Source organism: Pseudomonas sp. BS3767 (genome assembly GCF_900099665.1).
GTDB lineage: Bacteria > Pseudomonadota > Gammaproteobacteria > Pseudomonadales > Pseudomonadaceae > Aquipseudomonas > Aquipseudomonas cerasi.
The window spans coordinates 163,984-180,811 of the sequence record NZ_FNCX01000007.1; the positions used below are offsets into that span (position 1 = coordinate 163,984).

The 16,828-nt window shown below is 58.6% G+C and carries 16 protein-coding genes; 9 read left to right on the top strand and 7 right to left on the bottom strand.

Annotated features, from left to right (window positions below; translation table 11 throughout):
• Position 1: 1 nt before the first annotated feature.
• Positions 2-886, bottom strand: a complete 885-nt coding sequence (gene rarD, locus BLR16_RS19880) for an EamA family transporter RarD (protein WP_074808760.1) — start codon at positions 884-886, stop codon at positions 2-4.
• Between the two features lie 224 nt (positions 887-1,110).
• Here rarD and BLR16_RS19885 point away from each other — a divergent pair, with 224 nt between their 5' ends.
• Entirely contained in the window at positions 1,111-2,262 is a 1,152-nt protein-coding gene (locus tag BLR16_RS19885) for an MFS transporter (protein WP_003370349.1), read from the top strand.
• 6 nt (positions 2,263-2,268) lie between these two features.
• Here BLR16_RS19885 and BLR16_RS19890 read toward each other — a convergent pair whose 3' ends face one another.
• Positions 2,269-3,102, bottom strand: coding sequence for a PhzF family phenazine biosynthesis protein (locus tag BLR16_RS19890; RefSeq protein WP_003370352.1), 834 nt, complete (start codon positions 3,100-3,102; stop codon positions 2,269-2,271).
• Between the two features lie 103 nt (positions 3,103-3,205).
• Positions 3,206-3,685 carry a multidrug/biocide efflux PACE transporter gene (locus tag BLR16_RS19895; protein ID WP_003370354.1) on the bottom strand — a complete coding sequence of 160 codons (480 nt, stop codon included), beginning with the start codon at positions 3,683-3,685 and terminating at the stop codon, positions 3,206-3,208.
• 99 nt (positions 3,686-3,784) lie between these two features.
• Here BLR16_RS19895 and BLR16_RS19900 point away from each other — a divergent pair, with 99 nt between their 5' ends.
• The 3 genes from BLR16_RS19900 to BLR16_RS19910 all read left to right on the top strand — a co-directional run bounded on the left by BLR16_RS19900 (position 3,785) and on the right by BLR16_RS19910 (position 7,309).
• Positions 3,785-4,669: a LysR family transcriptional regulator gene (locus BLR16_RS19900; protein ID WP_003436246.1), complete on the top strand. Its 885-nt coding sequence runs from the start codon at positions 3,785-3,787 to the stop codon at positions 4,667-4,669.
• Positions 4,670-4,777: 108 nt separating this feature from the next.
• Positions 4,778-5,002, top strand: coding sequence for a DUF6434 domain-containing protein (locus BLR16_RS19905; RefSeq protein WP_074808763.1), 225 nt, complete (start codon positions 4,778-4,780; stop codon positions 5,000-5,002).
• Positions 5,003-5,215: 213 nt separating this feature from the next.
• Positions 5,216-7,309, top strand: a complete 2,094-nt coding sequence (locus BLR16_RS19910) for a hybrid sensor histidine kinase/response regulator (RefSeq protein WP_042930827.1) — start codon at positions 5,216-5,218, stop codon at positions 7,307-7,309.
• Positions 7,310-7,321: 12 nt separating this feature from the next.
• Here the strand turns inward: BLR16_RS19910 and BLR16_RS19915 are convergent, their stop codons facing one another.
• Together BLR16_RS19915 and katB are read right to left on the bottom strand one after the other, a co-directional pair.
• Positions 7,322-7,897 (bottom strand): ankyrin repeat domain-containing protein, encoded by a 576-nt coding sequence (locus tag BLR16_RS19915; protein ID WP_003370362.1) that lies wholly within the window; start codon positions 7,895-7,897, stop codon positions 7,322-7,324.
• A 60-nt stretch (positions 7,898-7,957) separates the two neighbouring features.
• Positions 7,958-9,463: a catalase KatB gene (gene katB / locus BLR16_RS19920; RefSeq protein ID WP_003370364.1), complete on the bottom strand. Its 1,506-nt coding sequence runs from the start codon at positions 9,461-9,463 to the stop codon at positions 7,958-7,960.
• A gap of 575 nt (positions 9,464-10,038) precedes the next feature.
• Between katB and BLR16_RS19925 the strand changes: the two genes are divergently transcribed.
• The 4 genes from BLR16_RS19925 to BLR16_RS19935 all read left to right on the top strand — a co-directional run bounded on the left by BLR16_RS19925 (position 10,039) and on the right by BLR16_RS19935 (position 13,624).
• The gene (locus BLR16_RS19925) at positions 10,039-10,764 is read left to right on the top strand and encodes a GNAT family N-acetyltransferase (RefSeq protein WP_074808765.1); all 726 of its coding nucleotides are present in this window, start codon (positions 10,039-10,041) and stop codon (positions 10,762-10,764) included.
• Between the two features lie 198 nt (positions 10,765-10,962).
• Positions 10,963-11,397, top strand: coding sequence for an MCP four helix bundle domain-containing protein (locus tag BLR16_RS29340; protein WP_371124631.1), 435 nt, complete (start codon positions 10,963-10,965; stop codon positions 11,395-11,397).
• Between the two features lie 217 nt (positions 11,398-11,614).
• Complete coding sequence (locus tag BLR16_RS29345; RefSeq protein ID WP_371124684.1) at positions 11,615-12,604, top strand: methyl-accepting chemotaxis protein; 990 nt, start codon at positions 11,615-11,617, stop codon at positions 12,602-12,604.
• Between the two features lie 138 nt (positions 12,605-12,742).
• Positions 12,743-13,624 (top strand): CAP domain-containing protein, encoded by an 882-nt coding sequence (locus tag BLR16_RS19935; protein ID WP_074808767.1) that lies wholly within the window; start codon positions 12,743-12,745, stop codon positions 13,622-13,624.
• Positions 13,625-13,710: 86 nt separating this feature from the next.
• Here BLR16_RS19935 and BLR16_RS19940 read toward each other — a convergent pair whose 3' ends face one another.
• Both BLR16_RS19940 and BLR16_RS19945 read right to left on the bottom strand, forming a co-directional pair.
• On the bottom strand, positions 13,711-15,378 hold the full coding sequence (locus BLR16_RS19940) for a methyl-accepting chemotaxis protein (RefSeq protein ID WP_371124633.1): 1,668 nt from the start codon (positions 15,376-15,378) through the stop codon (positions 13,711-13,713).
• A 93-nt stretch (positions 15,379-15,471) separates the two neighbouring features.
• On the bottom strand, positions 15,472-16,089 hold the full coding sequence (locus tag BLR16_RS19945) for a TetR/AcrR family transcriptional regulator (RefSeq protein WP_003370390.1): 618 nt from the start codon (positions 16,087-16,089) through the stop codon (positions 15,472-15,474).
• A gap of 184 nt (positions 16,090-16,273) precedes the next feature.
• Between BLR16_RS19945 and BLR16_RS19950 the strand changes: the two genes are divergently transcribed.
• Entirely contained in the window at positions 16,274-16,795 is a 522-nt protein-coding gene (locus BLR16_RS19950) for a DUF3237 domain-containing protein (protein WP_003370392.1), read from the top strand.
• Positions 16,796-16,828: the final 33 nt, after the last annotated feature.

A 16,828-nucleotide genomic window follows, 5' to 3' on the forward strand; every position in this document is an offset into this window, starting at 1 on the left:
CTCAGCTCGCATCCCGGCGTCGCTGGGCCAGCATATGCTTGGCGCCTTCGATCATCAGTACCACGACGGCCATCCAGATCGGCAGGTACGTCAGCCATTCCTCGCGACCGATGCTCTCGCCGAGCAGCAGGGCGACGCCGACCAGCAGCACCGGCTCGACATAACTGAGCAGCCCGAACAGGCTGAACGGCAGCAGGCGGCTGGCAAGGATGTAGCTGACCAGCGCCGAGGCACTGATCACCCCGAGCAGCGGAATCAGCAGGTACAACAGCGGTGCCTGTTGAATGGCCTGAGGATGGCCGTTGGCGATGAACCACAGTCCGATGGGCAGCATCAGCAGCATGTCGAACCAGAGCCCGCCGAGGTGATCGGTCTTGAGCTTGCGACGCAGCACGAAGTAAAGGGGATAGCCGCCCGCGACCAGCAGGGTTTCCCAGGAGAAACTGCCCAGCCTCCACAGCTCATGCACCACGCCGATCATGGCAAACACCGCAGCGACTTTCTGCAGGTAGGAGAGGTGCTCGCCGTATACCAAGCGGCCAGTGAGAATCATGCTCAGCGGCAGCAGGAAATAGCCCAGCGATACCTCCAGACTGCGCCCGTGCAACGGTGCCCACATGAAGATCAGCAACTGCGCACCGAGCAGCACCGAAGACAGCAGCAGCGCGAAGATCAGCAGCGGTTGCTGCCTGAGCCGGACAGCCACTTCGCGGACTCGCCGCCAGTCACCGCTGACCAGCATGAACAGCGTCGCGCATGGCACGGTGAGCAGCATGCGCCAGCCGAAGATCTCTTCACCGTCGAGCGGGGTCATCAGTGACGTATAAAAATACATGACCCCAAACAGCGTTGACGCCAGGACCGACAGCACCACACCTTTGTACACAACGGCCTCCGCGACAGCTGATTCGACAGATTACGCACCTGTCTGGTGCGCGTGGTCGTCAGTCTACTGGCCTGAGGTGCAAAAAGCTGCAAATCGGACGGCCCTTGCACGACGATGGAACGAGCCTCGTGCAAGTGCATCAGAGGTTTTGGCTAATCGATCAGCTTTGTTAGGCTGTCGCGCTGGCCGGCGTGACCGTACTCGGCAAATTACAAGGAGCATGCATGACCTCTTTCAGCACCGCAGCCCAGGATGCCAAGGCTCGGGCGGAGCAGTCTTCGACGCGTATCGCGTTTTTCATTGCCGGTTTCAGTGTCGCCTCGTGGGCGCCGCTGGTGCCTTACGTCAAACAGCGGATGGGCCTCGATGAGGGCACGCTCGGGCTCTTGTTGCTGTGTCTGGGGGTGGGCTCGATCATTTCGATGCCGTTGGCGGGAGCACTGGCGGCACGGTTAGGCTGTCGGCGCCTGCTGGTCTGTTCGACGCTGCTGATCTGCCTGTGTCTGCCGCTGCTGGCGACGATTTCCAGTCTGCCGCTATTGATCGCCACGCTGTTTCTGTTTGGCGCGAGCATGGGCGGGGTGGATTGCACGGCCAACGTGCAGGCGGTGATCGTCGAGCGCGCCAGCGGCAAGACCATGATGTCGGGCTTCCACGGCCTGTTCAGCCTCGGCGGGATTGTCGGTGCCGCGGGTGTCGCCGGCTTGCTCAGTCTGGGCATCTCGCCGTTCACGGCGATGCTGATCGTGGTATTTCTGACGTTGGTTGCGCTGGCCAAAGCGGCGCCGAATCTGTTGCCTTACGGCAGTCCGGCCGATGGGCCAGCCTTTGCCATCCCGCGTGGCGTGGTGCTGTTCATCGGCCTGCTGTGCTTCACCGTATTTCTGGCCGAAGGCGCGATGCTCGACTGGAGCGCGGTATTCCTGACCTCGTTGCGTGGTGTCGAAGCGGCGTATGCCGGGCTGGGCTATGCGGTATTCGCCGCGACCATGACCCTGGGGCGGTTGTTTGGCGATGCGGTGGTAAAACGGGTGGGCTCCAATCGGGTGATCATTCTTGGCGGACTGTGTGCCGCAGCGGGTCTGGCCGTCGCGACATTGATCCCGGTCTGGCAGGCGGCGCTGCTGGGGTATGCATTGGTAGGCGCGGGTTGCTCGAACATCGTGCCGGTGTGCTACAGCGCGGTCGGTCGGCAGAAGACCATGCCCGAAAGCGTGGCCATCCCGGCGATTACCACAGTCGGTTATGCCGGGATTCTGATCGGTCCTGCGGCAATCGGTTTCATCGCCCATGTCAGCAGCCTTGAACTGGCGTTCATGGTCGTTGCCGTGATGCTTCTGGGCGTGGCGATCGGCGGCAGCAAACTCAGGACCTGATCCCCGCTACAACCTGCGCGCCATCCCCGACACCCGGATCGAGCTTCCCCGTTGCTGCGGGATTTCGGCGCGCAGGCGCGATGGGCTGCCCATGTCCTCGCCCTGAATAATGTCTATCAAACCGCCATGCGGCCAGTCGATATCGCGCAGATAGCCGCCCAGTGCCGCCGTGGCCGCTCCGGTGGCCGGGTCCTCATAAACGCCACCGAACGCAAACGGGTTGCGGGTGTGGAACAACTGATCGGTCTCGGCCCACGCCAGCAAAATCGTCGCCCAGCCTTCACGGACCATCAGGTCGTGCCCCGCTTGTTGGTCATAGCGCATGGCCTTGAGCCTGGCGCGGCTGTTCAGCGCCAACAGCAGGTGCCCGGCACCGCCATTGATATGCGCGGGGCTAATGCGCTCATCCAGATCGGCATGGTTATAGCCGAACAGCGCCAGGGCTTCTTCCAGCAACAGCGCGCTGATCGGCGTGCTGAACGTGGGCGGCGATTGCAGCGCCGCCGACGTCAGAGAGCCCTGCGCATGGCCTTCGACAGTAATCTGCGCCTGATTGAGTGTCAGCTGATACACGCCATCGCCTTGCTGCGCCGCCAGCGCTGCGCCCAGGGCGATGGTGGCGTGCCCGCAAAACGGTACTTCTGCCAGCGGCGAGAAATACCGCACCCGCCAGCCGGCTTCGACAGGCGCAGCGAACGCCGTTTCGGAAAAACCGATGTCGGCGGCAATCTGTTGCATGACGGCATCATCGGGTAACGCATCGCCGATCCATACGCCTGCCGGGTTGCCACCGCGATCTCCATCGCTGAACGCCGCCAGTTTGAGTACTTCAGTTGTCATAGAAGGTTGTCCTTGCCTGGGTCAGTAGGGGACAGTGTGCAATGGCAAGGATTTGATTATCCAGTGAGAACATTTGATGTACGGCATCCATCTGCCTGATGCGTCACACCTCACACCTCGCCAGGCGTCGCTGCATCAGGCGTTCACGCAGCGTGTCATAGGCCCAGTTGAACAGCAGGGTATAGGGCAGAAACATCAGCAGCAGACCGATGTCCAGCCAGAACGCTTCCATCAGGCTGATTGTCAGCCACCATGCGGCCAGCGGCACCACGGCCAGAATCAGTCCGGCTTCGAACCCCGTTGCGTGCAGGATGCGGACCGTCAGGTTCATGGTAAATCCGCAGCGGTTGCGCAGACGGTCGAACAGCGCGTTGTAGGTCATGTTCCACAACATGGCGATGGTCGAGATCATCACCGTCATGGCCCCCATCATCGCCAGCGATTGGTCCATCAGCCAGGCCAGCAGTGGTGCGACCAGAATCACACCGCCGATCTCGAACAGCGCGGCATGCAGCGCCCGCTCACGCAGGGTTTTGCTGGCGACGCCGGGTTGCCGGTCGGTGTGCGGTTGGTTGTTACTCATGACTACGCTGTCCTTGGTGCTGATGGATGGCAGTATTATCATCGGTGTTTGCGTTAAGCTGAAAATCAGTACCATCGGTTAAACCGATATGAGAGCGCCATGAGTTATTCACCAGAAGCCCTGGAAGCCTTCGCCCAGATTGCCGCGCTGGGTTCTTTCAGCGCCGCCGCACGCCGTCTGGGCAAGAGTCAATCGACCATCAGTGAGGCGATCGCCCGCCTGGAAATCGACCTGGGGCTGGAGCTGTTCGACCGTTCTTCCAGGCAACCAGTCCTGACCGAAGCGGGTAGGGTGATGCTTGGCCGTGTCGATGATCTGCTGTGCGCCTCGGACCGGCTGCGTCGTGCTGCCGCGCGGCTTGCAGCAGGCGTCGAGCCGCGGCTCACGCTGGTGCTGTCGGATGCCAACCAGTTTGCTGATTTCGAGCGGCTGATGACCGAACTCGATCAACGCTTTCCAGAGCTGGAGATGGAATGCGTGTTCGCCGAGCATGGCGACGCCATCAGCCTGGTGCAGTCGGGGAGGGCCTCGCTGGGGCTGCTGTCGGCGCAAGCCAGCTACCCACCGGAAATCGGTCACGCGACCATCGATGAAAGTGCCGATTTCGGTCTGTTCGTGTCGCACAAACATCCGCTTGCCGCGCTGGAACGGGTCGATTACCAACAGTTGTCCCGCTATCGCGCCTTGCGCCTCAATACGCTGATCGAGCACAGCATCCCCACCGACGACTTGCCCACCAGCGGCCATCGGCACTGGTCGGCACCCAATTACCTGCTGTTGATGGACATGGCTGCGTTCGGCTTTGGCTGGTCGGCATTGCCGCGCTGGCTGGTGTCGCGCTATTCGGGCGGACTGCTCAAAGAACTGCACGTCTCCGGTTGGCCGCGGCGCTCGGCGGTGGACGTCATCTGGTCGTTTCAGCGCAGTCTGGGGCCTGCGGGCGCGTGGCTGCTGGAGTCGCTGGTGCCGTTCGCGGGAGAGTGAGACGGGTTTAAGCGAATTCCTGTACGCCACAAGCCCTTCCAACCTCGCGACTGCAACAGAATCCCGCTATAAAGAGTGCCTGCAACCCGACGGCAGAAGGAATCAGGCATGGCTTTCGATTGGCACTCCGACCTCATCACGCGTGATACGCCAGTGGATGACACCTATCGGAACACGCAGAACGTGAGGCGTTTCATGACCGGGCAGTGCGGGGCGTCGTTCAGGTTCGATCGGCCATTCATGGCATGGATCAACAATGACGAGCCCAAGAACATGGGGCAAGTCGCGGACCAATGGTTGCGCCTGCATGCCGCAGCTTCGGCGTCGAACTGATATCACGGGTCAATCGGGATCGGTACGGCGTGGCCCCTGTACTCGTGAATGTTGTTCACAAAAGTACCTATCGCGCTGACTGGGTCAAAAAAACCAGAATTTCTGAGCTCAAAACGCCATTATTTTTGCATGCGAGCGGTTTTTCTCGTAGCGTGCTTGTGCCGCCCCGCATGACGGGAAAGCGGCGCAACCAATACCTCAGGTGCCGCCGCTTTGACCCCGACAGATTTACAACATCTCCAGAGCCGATTGGCGGCTCTGGAGCAGGAAAATGCCTCGCTTAAAGAGAGCCTGAGCGTCACCGGTCGGGAGGCCGAATACGCCCTGGCCCAATCCCAGGAGCGCTATCGTTTTCTGTTCAACGCCATGGATGAAGGCTTTTGCATCATTGAGTTCTTTGACGGTCCACACGGTCCGCTGAGCGATTACATTCACATCGAAGCCAACCCGGCCTACGAGTACCACGCCGGCATTTCCAACGTGGTGGGCAAGAAGCTGCGCGAGATGGTTCCCGAGGAGGCTGATGGCTGGCTGGAGTTTTACGGCGACGTGTTGCGGACCGGCAAGCCGATCCGTTTCGAGCGCGAACTGGTGGCCACAGGGCGCTATCTGGCCTTGACCGCGTTTCGCATCGAGCCGGCCAGCCGCAAGCAGGTCGCGGTGTTGTTTCAAGACATCACTGAACGCAAACGCGCTGAACTGGCGCTCAAGCAACTGAACGAAACTCTGGAAGCACGCATTATCGAAGCGGTGGCCGAGCGTAATGTGCTGGCCGACGTCGTCAACGGCACCAATGCGTTCATTCATGTCGTCGACTGCAATTTTCGCTGGATGGCCATCAATGGCGCTGCCCTGCGCGAATTCGAGCGTCTGTTCGGTGTTCGGCCGCAGGTGGGTGACAATATGCTCGACCTGCTCGACGACCGGCCGCAGAGCAAGGCTGATCTTGAACGGCGCTGGACGCGTGCGTTGGCGGGCGAAGAGTTCGCCGAAAGTGTCAGCTTCAGTGACTCGAACGATCCGGCCAGTCATTTTGAAATACGTTACAGCACGCTGCGCAATGCTCAGGGGCAGGCCATTGGGGCCTACCTGTTTGCCTACGATGTCAGCGAACGGCTTCGCGAGCAGGAGCGCCTGAGCCAGGCTGAAGAAGCCTTGCGCCAGTCCCAGAAGATGGAAGCCGTAGGCCAGTTGACGGGCGGTATCGCCCATGACTTCAACAACCTGTTGACCGGCATCACGGGTTCGCTGGAACTGCTCAAGACACGGGTGAGCCAGGGCCGTTTCAATGAACTGGACCGCTACATAGGGGCTGCGCAGGATGCCTCCAAACGTGCGGCGTCACTGACTCACCGATTACTGGCGTTTTCGCGCCGGCAGACCCTTGACCCCAAGCCGGTCGACGTCAACCGATTGGTCATCGGCATGGAAGAGCTGATTCGTCGTACGGTCGGACCGCATATCACTGTGGAGGTGGTGACCTCGGTCGGGTTGTGGTCAACGTTCATCGATGCACCGCAGCTGGAAAATGCCTTGTTGAACCTGTGCATCAACGCCAGGGACGCCATGCCGCGCGGCGGGCGAATTACCATCGAGACAGCCAACCGCTGGATTGACGAGCGCGGCTCACAAAGCCGCGATCTGATCCCCGGGCAATACCTGTCGCTGTGTGTCAGCGACACCGGTACAGGCATGTCGCCCGAGGTCATCAATCGGGCCTTCGACCCTTTCTTTACCACCAAGCCACTGGGGCAGGGTACGGGGCTGGGCTTATCGATGGTGTACGGTTTCGTGCGCCAGTCCGGCGGGCAGGTGCGTATCTATTCCGAGCCTGATCAGGGCACGAACATGTGTCTCTACCTGCCGCGTCATTACGTTGGGGCACCGGAAGAGATCGAGGCTGCAGATGCTGCTGGATCGGCGCCTGTGCAGACCGAGCGCACCGTGATGATTGTCGACGATGAGCCGACCATCCGCATGCTGGTGGCTGAAGTGCTGGAGGATCAGGGCTACATTCCGATCGAGGCGGGCGAAGGCGCATCTGCGCTCAAGGTGCTGGAGTCCGATGCGCGTATCGACCTGCTGGTGACTGATGTCGGGTTGCCGGGGGGTATGAATGGCCGGCAATTGGCCGATGCCGCACGCATCATTCGACCCGACCTCAAGGTGCTGTTCATCACCGGGTACGCTGAGAACGCCATCATTGGCAACGGCCATCTGGATCCGGGGATGTGGGTGCTCACCAAACCCTTCACCATGGAAGCGTTTGCCAGCCGCATCTACGAAATGATTGAGCGCGAAGACTGATTCCAGCAGCCGTCAGCGGGTGGGCGGCGCCTGGAATTCACCCTTGGACAAGCCTTCCACGTCATTGCCCATGCTGTCACGAATGCTCAGGTCTGCGCCCTTGTCGGTCAGCTCCTTGAGCACTTCGGTGCGTTTGAACAGGGCGGCGTACATGGCTGCGGTCTGCCCGGCATTGTTGGTGAGGTTCGCACCGCAATCTGCCTGAACCAGACGCTTGGCGATGCTCAGTTCACCTTTGAAAATCGCACCCATCAGCGCCGTATTGCCGCGATTGTCCTTGGCGCAAGGGTCTGCTCCGGCATCTATCAGGCGTATCACCGAGTCTTCATGGCCGTGATAGGCCGCGAGAATCAAACCGGTATAGCCTTGTTCATCGCGGATGTTGAGGTCGTAATGAGCCTCGATAAACGTGTCCAGCATCGGGTTGTTGCCTTCACGGGAGGCGTCGAAAAACAGCGTGCGCAGCTGGCTGGCCGTCTGCTCGGCAGTCAGCTCCGGGGGCGGTGGAGTGGGGGTCGTTGTTGATGTCGGTGGTGTGGCGTTCGCGGCTGCGGCGAACAGCAGCAAGCCATAGATCAGATGCTTCATGGGCGTTCTCCTGACGGGAACCGTCCCGGCGACTGAGCACCGGGACGGGGTATCAGATCATCAGTCCTTGAGGCTTGCAGCCAGGGACTTGACCTTGCTCAGATCGCCTTTGGCGACTTCGGCTACCCGAGTGCCGTAGTCCGGATCTGCCTTGTACAGGTACGACAGCATGATGTTCTTGCTTTCAGTATCGGTGTCGGCCAGCGACTCGCCGAAGCTCTGCACCAGGTCAGTCTTCTCTTTCGCGCTGTAGGAGCGATACAGATCACCCGCCTGCTTGAAGTTCTGCTCACGCGTGATCTTCGCCTGCTGGGTAGTGCCACTGAGCGGCAGTTCGCTGTAGCGCGCCTTATCATCCGCTGGACGAGGTTCCAGACGGCTCGGCTCATAGTTGACGCCGCTGGTGGTGTGGCCAGTGTTCAGCGCACCGTCCTGATTACCGTTGTTGACCGCAACCTTGGGCTGGTTGACAGGCAGGCTCAGACCATTCGCGCCAAGGCGATACATCTGGGTGTCAGCGTAGGAGAACACACGGCCTTGCAACAGGCGGTCCTCGGAAGGTTCGATACCTGGAACCAGGTTGGCCGGGGCCATGGCGACCTGCTCGGTTTCCTGGAAGAAGTTATCGACGTTCTTGTTCAAGACCATCTGCCCGATCTTCTTCTCGGGAACGTCCGGCCAGATCTTGGTGGCGTCCAATGGATCGAAGTCGAATTTCGCCAGCTCTTCAGGCTTCAGGACCTGAACGTACAAATCCCATTTCGGGAAGTCACCCTTTTTGATCGCACCAACCAGGTCGTTGGTCAGGTGGCTGTAGTCCTTGGACTGGACCTGAGCGACTTCCTTGGGATCAAGGTTCTTGATGCCCTGCAGGGATTTCCAGTGGAACTTGACGTAGTGCACTTCGCCCTTGGCATTGACCAGTTTGTAGGCGTGTACACCGTTGCCATCCATGAAGCGATAGCCTGCTGGGGTGCCCTCGTTCGAATACAACAGGGTCAGCGTACGGGTGGCTTCCGGTACGTGGGAGAAGAAGTCGAAGCGACGCGAGTCGTTGTCCAGGTTGGTACGTGGATCAGGTTTGAACGCGTGGACCATGTCCGGGAACTTGATGGCATCACGAATGAAAAACGTCGGGAAGTTGTTGCCAACCAGGTCCCAGTTACCGTCAGCCGTGTAGAACTTGGTGGCGAAGCCGTGCGGGTCGCGCAGGGTTTCAGGCGAGTGATTGCCGTGAACCACGGAGGAGAAGCGTACAAATACCGGCGTCTTCTCACCGGATTTGAAAACGGTCGCCTTGCTCAGATCACTGATGTCGGCAGAGGCCGTAAATTCGCCTTTGACGCCGGTGCCGCGGGCATGCACGACGCGCTCGGGGATGCGTTCGCGATCAAAGCGCTGCAGCTTTTGCAGCAACTGAACGTCTTGCAGCAGGACAGGGCCCTGGGCGCCTGCGGTCTGAGAGTTCTGATTGTCGCCGACGACGGCGCCATTGTCGCGGGTCAGGGTGTCGGCTGCATAAACGGTCGGAACAGTAATCAGACCGGCTGCAGTCAGGCACACCATGTGTCTGGACCAGTTTAATAACGGCATTTTGAATCCCTCATATTTTTAGTAGGCCGGATAATCTTAGGCGCGTGAGGGAAATACGGTGATTATAAAAATATATTGGGGTGATTGAGATAAATACTCGAACAAAAGGTGGACCCGGTAACGGATGTTTGTACCGAGTTGGCCTGATGCGTTGATTGCACGTTCGGTCGCTGTAAATCAAGTTATATTTCCATTTTTTTGATAGTTATGCATCCCTTTGAAAAAATTGGATTTTTATTGAATGTCAACAGTCATTAAACTTCCTTGTATCCTCTTACTCAGGTAGATGTGAATCATTATCAACTTTATTATTTGGTAACAGACTGGCGACTGTGGTGTGTGCTGGTACGATCGTACCGATACTTGTGGTGGTCTTTCGGGTGGATGGCTATTTGATATTCTTTTTTTAAAATCATCGTATAAGTTGCAACTAAGTTGGCGCGCTGCAGCATGCTGGCAATATGACAATATCGGTCCTGAATGCCTCGACGCGCTATCATGTGGCCACATCCCGTACAAACACACCTATTAATGGAGCCCCTTGTCCCATGTCGACGATCATGCTGCTGAAAACCCCGCCGCCGGAATTCATCCGTAGCCAGATCCAGCAGATGGTCGTCGACTACGTGACGGACATCAGTCTGGTGGCGATCGCGGCGAGCAACCCGCTGTACAACCTTTACCAGTACGGCGTGGGGTATGAGGTGCATTTGTACCTGAATGCCATGGACGGTTCGCAGCAGCTGACCGTGGAGCTGATCGTCGCGCTGGACGATGAAGACCCCGAAACTGTAGTGGGGTTTTTGCTCTATCTGCCTGTGCAGGACGATCCGCAGGCCTGCGCCGTAGCCTACATGGCGGTGCGCGACAGCCACCGCCGTCAGGGCATCGCACGCTCGATGCTGGCGAAAATGACGAGCCGCTATCCGCACGCAGAGCTGTATTGCGTGGTCGGCAAAGTCGCGTATTTCGAGGCAATGGGCTTTCAGGTGCTGGGCGCGCGTGGTCCGCAGGTCATCATGAACACGCGTGATCACGGTACTGACGGTCTGCTTGCGGTCATGGATATCGCGCCCATCTACAACTCGGTCGAAGTGCGGCAGATCCACGCTTACCTGCTCAAACAGCACGGCAAAAGCGCGATGGTCGATGCGGAGAAGCAACGCGATCGCCATCTGGACCGCATGACTCTTGAAGCGAGAACGTTCGCCGAGCAACGTCTTGGCAATGATGGCCTGGCAGCCGGCGCATCAAACACCGTGCGGCTGCACTGATAACGAACAGGATTTGCGAACGGGGCGGTGCCGATAGAAGGCAATAATCGCAGATCTGCGACTTGTCAAAGTTTTTCTATCAAAAAGCGAGGAGGTCGGGAACGATCCAAATGAGGTGAAGTCATTATGACATCATCGCTGTTTGATCAACTCATTCCGGCACTGACATCACTCCTCATTCAGCAACAGGTAAGCCCCATGAACGTCCTGCGTCAGTCCAAGTTTTCTACCAAGCTGCTCTCCGCTTTCATCATCTGTGCATTGATTACGCTGGCCGTCGGCGCCTTGGGTATGGTGGGCGTGACACGCCTGGCCAATGCCCTTGAGCTGACCTTCTCCAACAACCTTGTCTCGGTCAGCAACACCAATGAAGCGCTGACCAGCTTCACCGCCCACAACCGCGGGCTTTACCGTTTGCTGGATGCGCAGGATGGCGGTGTTTCCGAAACGGACAAGGATCGAGTTCGTCAGGCGTTGAGCGATGACCTGGCCCGTGCGCAAAAAGTGTTTGCGATCTACCGCGCCACGCCTCTGGAAGATGACGAGCGAGCCGCCGGTGACCAGTTGGAACTGATGCTGCCCGCGTACGTTTCGGGCTCTCAACAGGTTGTCGACCTGATGAAGGCGGGTTAATTACGAGGCTGCCCGGACCCAGTTGAATAGCCTTTCCTCGGAAAGCTTTACCAAGGTGCGCAGCTATCTGCGGATCATGATCGATTCCAACAATCGTCAGATCAAGGAAGGCGCAGCCGCTGCTGCCGACCTGAAGGCCAGTTCGGTATTAATGCTGGAGATTGGCGTGGTGATTGCTTTTCTGGTGGCCATCATGCTCGGCGTGCTGATTACCCGCATGATCACCCGTCCTTTGGCTGTCGCAGTCGCCAGTGCTCAGCGCATTGCGGGCGGTGACCTGACCCAGCCCATTGTTTCCAACAGTGGCGATGAGGCCGGACAACTGTTGAACGCGCTGTCCGACATGCAGGGCGGTCTGAAAAACACCATTCAACAGATTGCCAGTGCCTCGGACCAGCTGGCTTCCGCTGCCGAAGAACTGAGTGCCGTCACCGATGAAAGCACCCGCGGGCTGACTCGCCAGAACGACGAAATCCAGCAGGCGGCAACGGCCGTCAATCAGATGACTGCCGCAGTGGAAGAAGTGGCGCGTAACGCGGTATCCACGTCTGAGGCTTCGAAGTCTGCTACAGACGATGCCGTCGATGGCCGTGGCCAGGTCGATCACACGGTCAAGGGCATCACCACCATGGTCCATGAGATCACCGCATCCACTGGCGCTGTGTCCGAGCTGGCCGGGCATGTCCGGGAAATCAGCAAGGTGCTTGACGTTATTCGCAGTATCGCCGAGCAGACCAACCTGCTGGCCTTGAACGCCGCCATTGAAGCTGCACGTGCTGGCGAACAGGGTCGTGGTTTTGCGGTGGTGGCTGACGAGGTTCGGGCTCTGGCGCACCGTACCCAGGCATCGACAGTGGAAATCGAAGGCATGATCAGCACCGTGCAATCGGGTGCTGACGGCGCGGTTGCGGCGATGGGCAAGAGCCTGTCGCTGGCCACCAACACGCAGGAATTGGCCCAGCGTGCGGGCGCGGCGCTGGAGAAAATCACCCAGGGTGTTGCAACCATCAACGAGCGCAATCTGGTCATTGCCTCTGCTTCGGAAGAGCAGGCCCAGGTGGCTCGCGAGGTGGACCGCAATCTGCTCAACATTCAGGACCTGTCGACCCAGAGCGCTGCAGGTGCCAACCAGACCAGCGCGTCCAGTCAGGAACTGTCGCGACTGGCCACCTCGTTCAATTCACTGGTGGCCAACTTCAAGCTGTAAGTCGCTCCCAAGAGGCATTGTCTGGCGCACGTCCTGGCCCGATCGGTGGTGAAATTCCGGTCAGGCATAAAAAAGGCGTTGCGCCCGACCGGGTCATTTCGCGCATCATAGGCGGACTCAGCCCGAGAGAGACTTTTCATGCCTGTCATTCATTACTTTCTGCGCCTGTCGCTCCCGCGAGTGTCGTTAGCCTTTCTGACCGTGTTGTGCTCTGGTGTGTTTGCCAGTGCTGCGCTGGCTGGCGACGAAACGCAACTGATCGAATCCCTCAATGCCTATCGCAGCCAGGCACAGCGCTGTGGCGAGCAGGTGTCCACGGAACTGCCGCCGCTGACCAGCGACGCGCGTCTGGTGCTGCCGGCCAGTGGCAATCTGGACCTGCAACAGGCGTTGACGCGCGCTTCCTACCCAATGGTCACTGTGCAGGCGATAAGCCTGTCCGGTCCGAACAATGCAGACGCTGCACTCAAGGCGGTTCTGGAGAGTTTCTGCCGCGTGGTGCTGGACCCGCAGTTCGTCGACATCGGTGTCAGCCGCGAAGGGCGAGACTGGCGTATCGTGCTGGCGCGCTCGCTGGTCGCTTCGCGTCTTGGCGACTGGCAGACAGAGGGGCAAAAGATTCTGGAAATGATTAACAATGCCCGCACTCAGGCACGTCAGTGCGGCCCACAATCCTTCGCCGCTACCACGCCGCTGGCCTGGAACCTGGTTCTGGGGACCGCTGCGCAACGTCATTCCCAGGCGATGGCCAATCAAAACTTTTTTGACCACAAGGATCGTGACGGCCGCACGCCTGGCGACCGCGCTGAACTGGCCGGGTATGTGGGGCAGCAGGTGGGCGAGAACATTGCTGCCGGTCAGGACAGTGCGCGCAAGGTGGTGGATGGCTGGCTGCTGAGCCCGGGCCACTGCGCCAATCTGATGAATCCGGATTTCCGCGAGCTCGGTGCCGCCTACGCGATGGACCCCAAAAGTGACGCAGGGATTTACTGGACGGCAATGTTCGGCACGCAGCAGTAGCCTCTAGCGCTGTGCCAGTGGCTGACAAGCCTGGGCAGACCATTCGAAGGAGAGATGCCGGGAAGCGAGCTTCCCGGCAGAGGGGCTTAAACGCGGAATTGCCTGGTGAGACGGTTCAGGCTTGAAGCCAGGGTCGACAGTTCGGCAGTGGCGATGGCCGTCTGATTGGAACCCTCGGACGTCTGGCTGGACAGATCACGAATGCTGACCAGGCTTCTGTCTACTTCTCGAGCGACCTGAGCCTGTTCTTCAGCTGCGGTGGCAATCATCAGGTTACGTTCATTGATCTGGCTGATGGATTCGGTGATTTCGAGCAGCGCCTTGCCGGCACCGTTGGCCATCTCCAGCGTCTTGTGGGCCTGAACGCTGGTCTGCTCCATTGCGCTGACAGCATTGCCGGTGCCGGTCTGAATCGAGCCGACCATCTGTTCGATTTCACGGGTCGATTGCTGAGTACGATGCGCAAGTGCCCGGACTTCGTCCGCAACCACGGCAAAGCCCCGTCCGGCTTCACCTGCGCGGGCTGCTTCGATGGCCGCGTTGAGTGCCAGCAGGTTGGTCTGTTCGGCGATGGCCCGAATCACATCCAGCACCTTGCTGATATCCGTCGCCATGACGGCCAGGCCCTGTACCTCGGTGGACGTAATCTGCACCTTGGAAACCATCAGGTTGATCGCCGTGACGGTCTCATCGACCTGAGCGCGTCCGGCCATGGCGGCAGTGCTGGATTGCGAGGTCACCTCAGATGCCGATGCGGCATTACTGGCCACTTCTTCCACCGCCGCGCTCATCTCGTTAACGGCCGTGGCTGCCATTTCGATCTCGTTGGTCTGGCGCTGAATGGTGCGCGATGCGTCCTCCGTGACGGCATGCATTTCCTCGGAAGTGGCAGCCAGCTGGGTGGAGGAGTCGCCGATCAGGGTCAGGGCATTGCGCAGGTTGGCCTGCATGGTGGCAAGTGCGGCAATCAGTTTCGCCGCCTCATCAGTGCCATGCTGCGGAATATCCTTGCTCAGATCATTGGTGGCGATGCGTTGCGCGATACTCAACGAATCGCCAATCGGGCCAGTCAGGCTGCGGGTGTACATCCAGGCAAGGAGCAGCGTGGTAATGACGCCCACGGCGATGAAAATACCCACCATCCACAGCGTCTGCTGATAGGCAGTCTGAGCGGTATCACCGGCTTTCTCGGCTTTGGCGTCGTTGACGGTCCTGAGTTTCTTCAGTCCGGCTTCAACCTGATCGGCCGCGCTTTTCATTTCGCCATTGGAGGTTGCCACTGCAGCTTCCAGATTGCCGGCGGCCACCGAGGCCAGGTAGCGATCCTGTGCCACCTGATACCCGGCCTGTGCCTGGGACAATTCATCGAATGCCTGGCGTCCTTGCGGAGTCACGATCAATTTGCCGAGGGCGTCAAAATAGCCGGCGATCAGCGAACGAGACTGCTGGATATCGCTGAGCGCCTTGGTCTTTCGATCCTGCGGTTCAATCGGATTGCGCACTCGGGCGTTGTTGCCCCGAATACTGACAAACTCCCGATCAATCGACGCGATCTGTTTCACGCTCGGAAGCACATTGGTCTCGATGAATTTTTCCGCAGTATTGAGCTCGGCGGCCTGACGCAGGGCGAGCAAGCCCAAGGCAATGATCATCAGGCAGAACACGCCGAAACAGAGCGTCGAACGAGCGGCCAGGTTAAGTTTTCGCAGGATCATAAGTGTTTCTCCGAAGGGGTAATCAGGTATCGCCCTCATTCGGATTAACTTGGCCGTAAAAGAGTAACAAAGTGTTTCAGAAGGGTTGCAATATTGGCTTTTATCGAAACCGCTTGGTTCTGTTATGCGGACTCAACGTTTCTCCATACCCAACATGAAGGTATCCACCGCGCGTTCGACCATGGCGTGAATTTCTTCGATACTCAGCGGCATGGGCGCCTGCTGGTAAAGACGAATGTCGGTTTCGGCAGTCAATAGCGAGGTCAACTGCAATGCGGCGATGTGCGGATCGGTTTCACGCAACTGGCCTTTTCGCATCGCCAGAGCCATCAGTGAGCTGACTGTTTGCAAACACTGGCTGGGACCGGACTCGTAAAACATCATGCCGATGTCCGAGTGCCCTGACTGGGCCACTACCATGCGATAGACAGCCAGTGCCTTGTCGTCATTGATGAGCACCATGAGCATGCGTTCCCCGAAACGGGTAAACAGTGTTCTCAAATTGATCGGTTTGTCATCCTGGATCGCCAACTCTGAAACCGCGTCGGCCAGATGAGCGGTGGCGAGCCTGTTAACCACGGCGATGAACAGTTCTTCCTTGGAGGGGAAGTAACTGTAGATCGTCGCCTTGGAGCCACCCATTCGTTTGGTGACTTCATTCATCGAGGCACGCTCGTAGCCCATTTCGAGGAAGACACTTGCTGCGGCATCAATGATGGCTTCGCGGCGAGCTTCAGTACGGACCTTCATTCATATCCTCAATTCTCCAGTGGGCAGATTGTGTGCAAAATTCTCTAGACTGGAACTGAACCGTTCGGTACGATTTCAGCAGACTCCGTGGAGCTTACTGGAAAAGCAGGCGCAGATAAATGCCGATGGACTGCCCCCGGCCATTCGTTGCCCGAATCCATTCAAAGATGGAGTGAACAGTTCTATGACCATTATCGACTTCAACAAATCCGTCAAACGTGCTTTTCGTAGTAATACGGCAGCCGCTCCTCAGCTGGAAAAAATGCTGACCGTGATTCTGAAGACCGACGCTCCTGTGCTCATGGGGATTTGCAGTGACGGGCTGCGTAGCAACAGCAATGTAGTGGGCGGGGAATTTTACGGCGAAAACTTCAGCGGCTCGGTACTCTCCGGCGGTAGCAATACGCTGGTTGAGTTGTCATCCGAGCTTGCCTTTCTGGAAACCCGTTTCACGCTGGTCACCCAGTTGGGTGAAATGATCAACGTTGAAAGCAGGGGCGCTCTACTCGTTGACGAAGCGGGCCAGCACGACCTGCAGAACGGAGTATGGCCAATCAGCGAAGGCCATTATCAGTGCACCTGTACACCGCGCTTTCAGGTCTCTCTGGGTCCTAACGAGTGGCTGGAGAAGAGCGCATTCATCGGCAGGTTCGAATACCTGTATGGCAATGAAGCGCTGATCAGCTTTTACCGAATGAAGTTCTGATCAGTCCCTGCGAATGCCCGCGTAGCACGCCTG

What these genes read in the sequence shown, in the direction of transcription:
- BLR16_RS19895 (WP_003370354.1), bottom strand. Translation starts at nt 3,685, where the DNA reads ATGAGTAACAACCAACCGCACACCGACCGGCAACCCGGCGTCGCCAGC.
- BLR16_RS29340 (WP_371124631.1), top strand. Translation starts at nt 10,963, where the DNA reads ATGAACGTCCTGCGTCAGTCCAAGTTTTCTACCAAGCTGCTCTCCGCT.
- BLR16_RS19900 (WP_003436246.1), top strand. Translation starts at nt 3,785, where the DNA reads ATGAGTTATTCACCAGAAGCCCTGGAAGCCTTCGCCCAGATTGCCGCG.
- katB (WP_003370364.1), bottom strand. Translation starts at nt 9,463, where the DNA reads ATGGTGTGCCTGACTGCAGCCGGTCTGATTACTGTTCCGACCGTTTAT.
- BLR16_RS19950 (WP_003370392.1), top strand. Translation starts at nt 16,274, where the DNA reads ATGACCATTATCGACTTCAACAAATCCGTCAAACGTGCTTTTCGTAGT.
- BLR16_RS19925 (WP_074808765.1), top strand. Translation starts at nt 10,039, where the DNA reads ATGTCGACGATCATGCTGCTGAAAACCCCGCCGCCGGAATTCATCCGT.
- BLR16_RS19940 (WP_371124633.1), bottom strand. Translation starts at nt 15,378, where the DNA reads ATGAGGGCGATACCTGATTACCCCTTCGGAGAAACACTTATGATCCTG.
- BLR16_RS19915 (WP_003370362.1), bottom strand. Translation starts at nt 7,897, where the DNA reads ATGAAGCATCTGATCTATGGCTTGCTGCTGTTCGCCGCAGCCGCGAAC.
- BLR16_RS19890 (WP_003370352.1), bottom strand. Translation starts at nt 3,102, where the DNA reads ATGACAACTGAAGTACTCAAACTGGCGGCGTTCAGCGATGGAGATCGC.
- BLR16_RS19945 (WP_003370390.1), bottom strand. Translation starts at nt 16,089, where the DNA reads ATGAAGGTCCGTACTGAAGCTCGCCGCGAAGCCATCATTGATGCCGCA.
- BLR16_RS19935 (WP_074808767.1), top strand. Translation starts at nt 12,743, where the DNA reads ATGCCTGTCATTCATTACTTTCTGCGCCTGTCGCTCCCGCGAGTGTCG.
- BLR16_RS19905 (WP_074808763.1), top strand. Translation starts at nt 4,778, where the DNA reads ATGGCTTTCGATTGGCACTCCGACCTCATCACGCGTGATACGCCAGTG.
- BLR16_RS19885 (WP_003370349.1), top strand. Translation starts at nt 1,111, where the DNA reads ATGACCTCTTTCAGCACCGCAGCCCAGGATGCCAAGGCTCGGGCGGAG.
- BLR16_RS29345 (WP_371124684.1), top strand. Translation starts at nt 11,615, where the DNA reads ATGATCACCCGTCCTTTGGCTGTCGCAGTCGCCAGTGCTCAGCGCATT.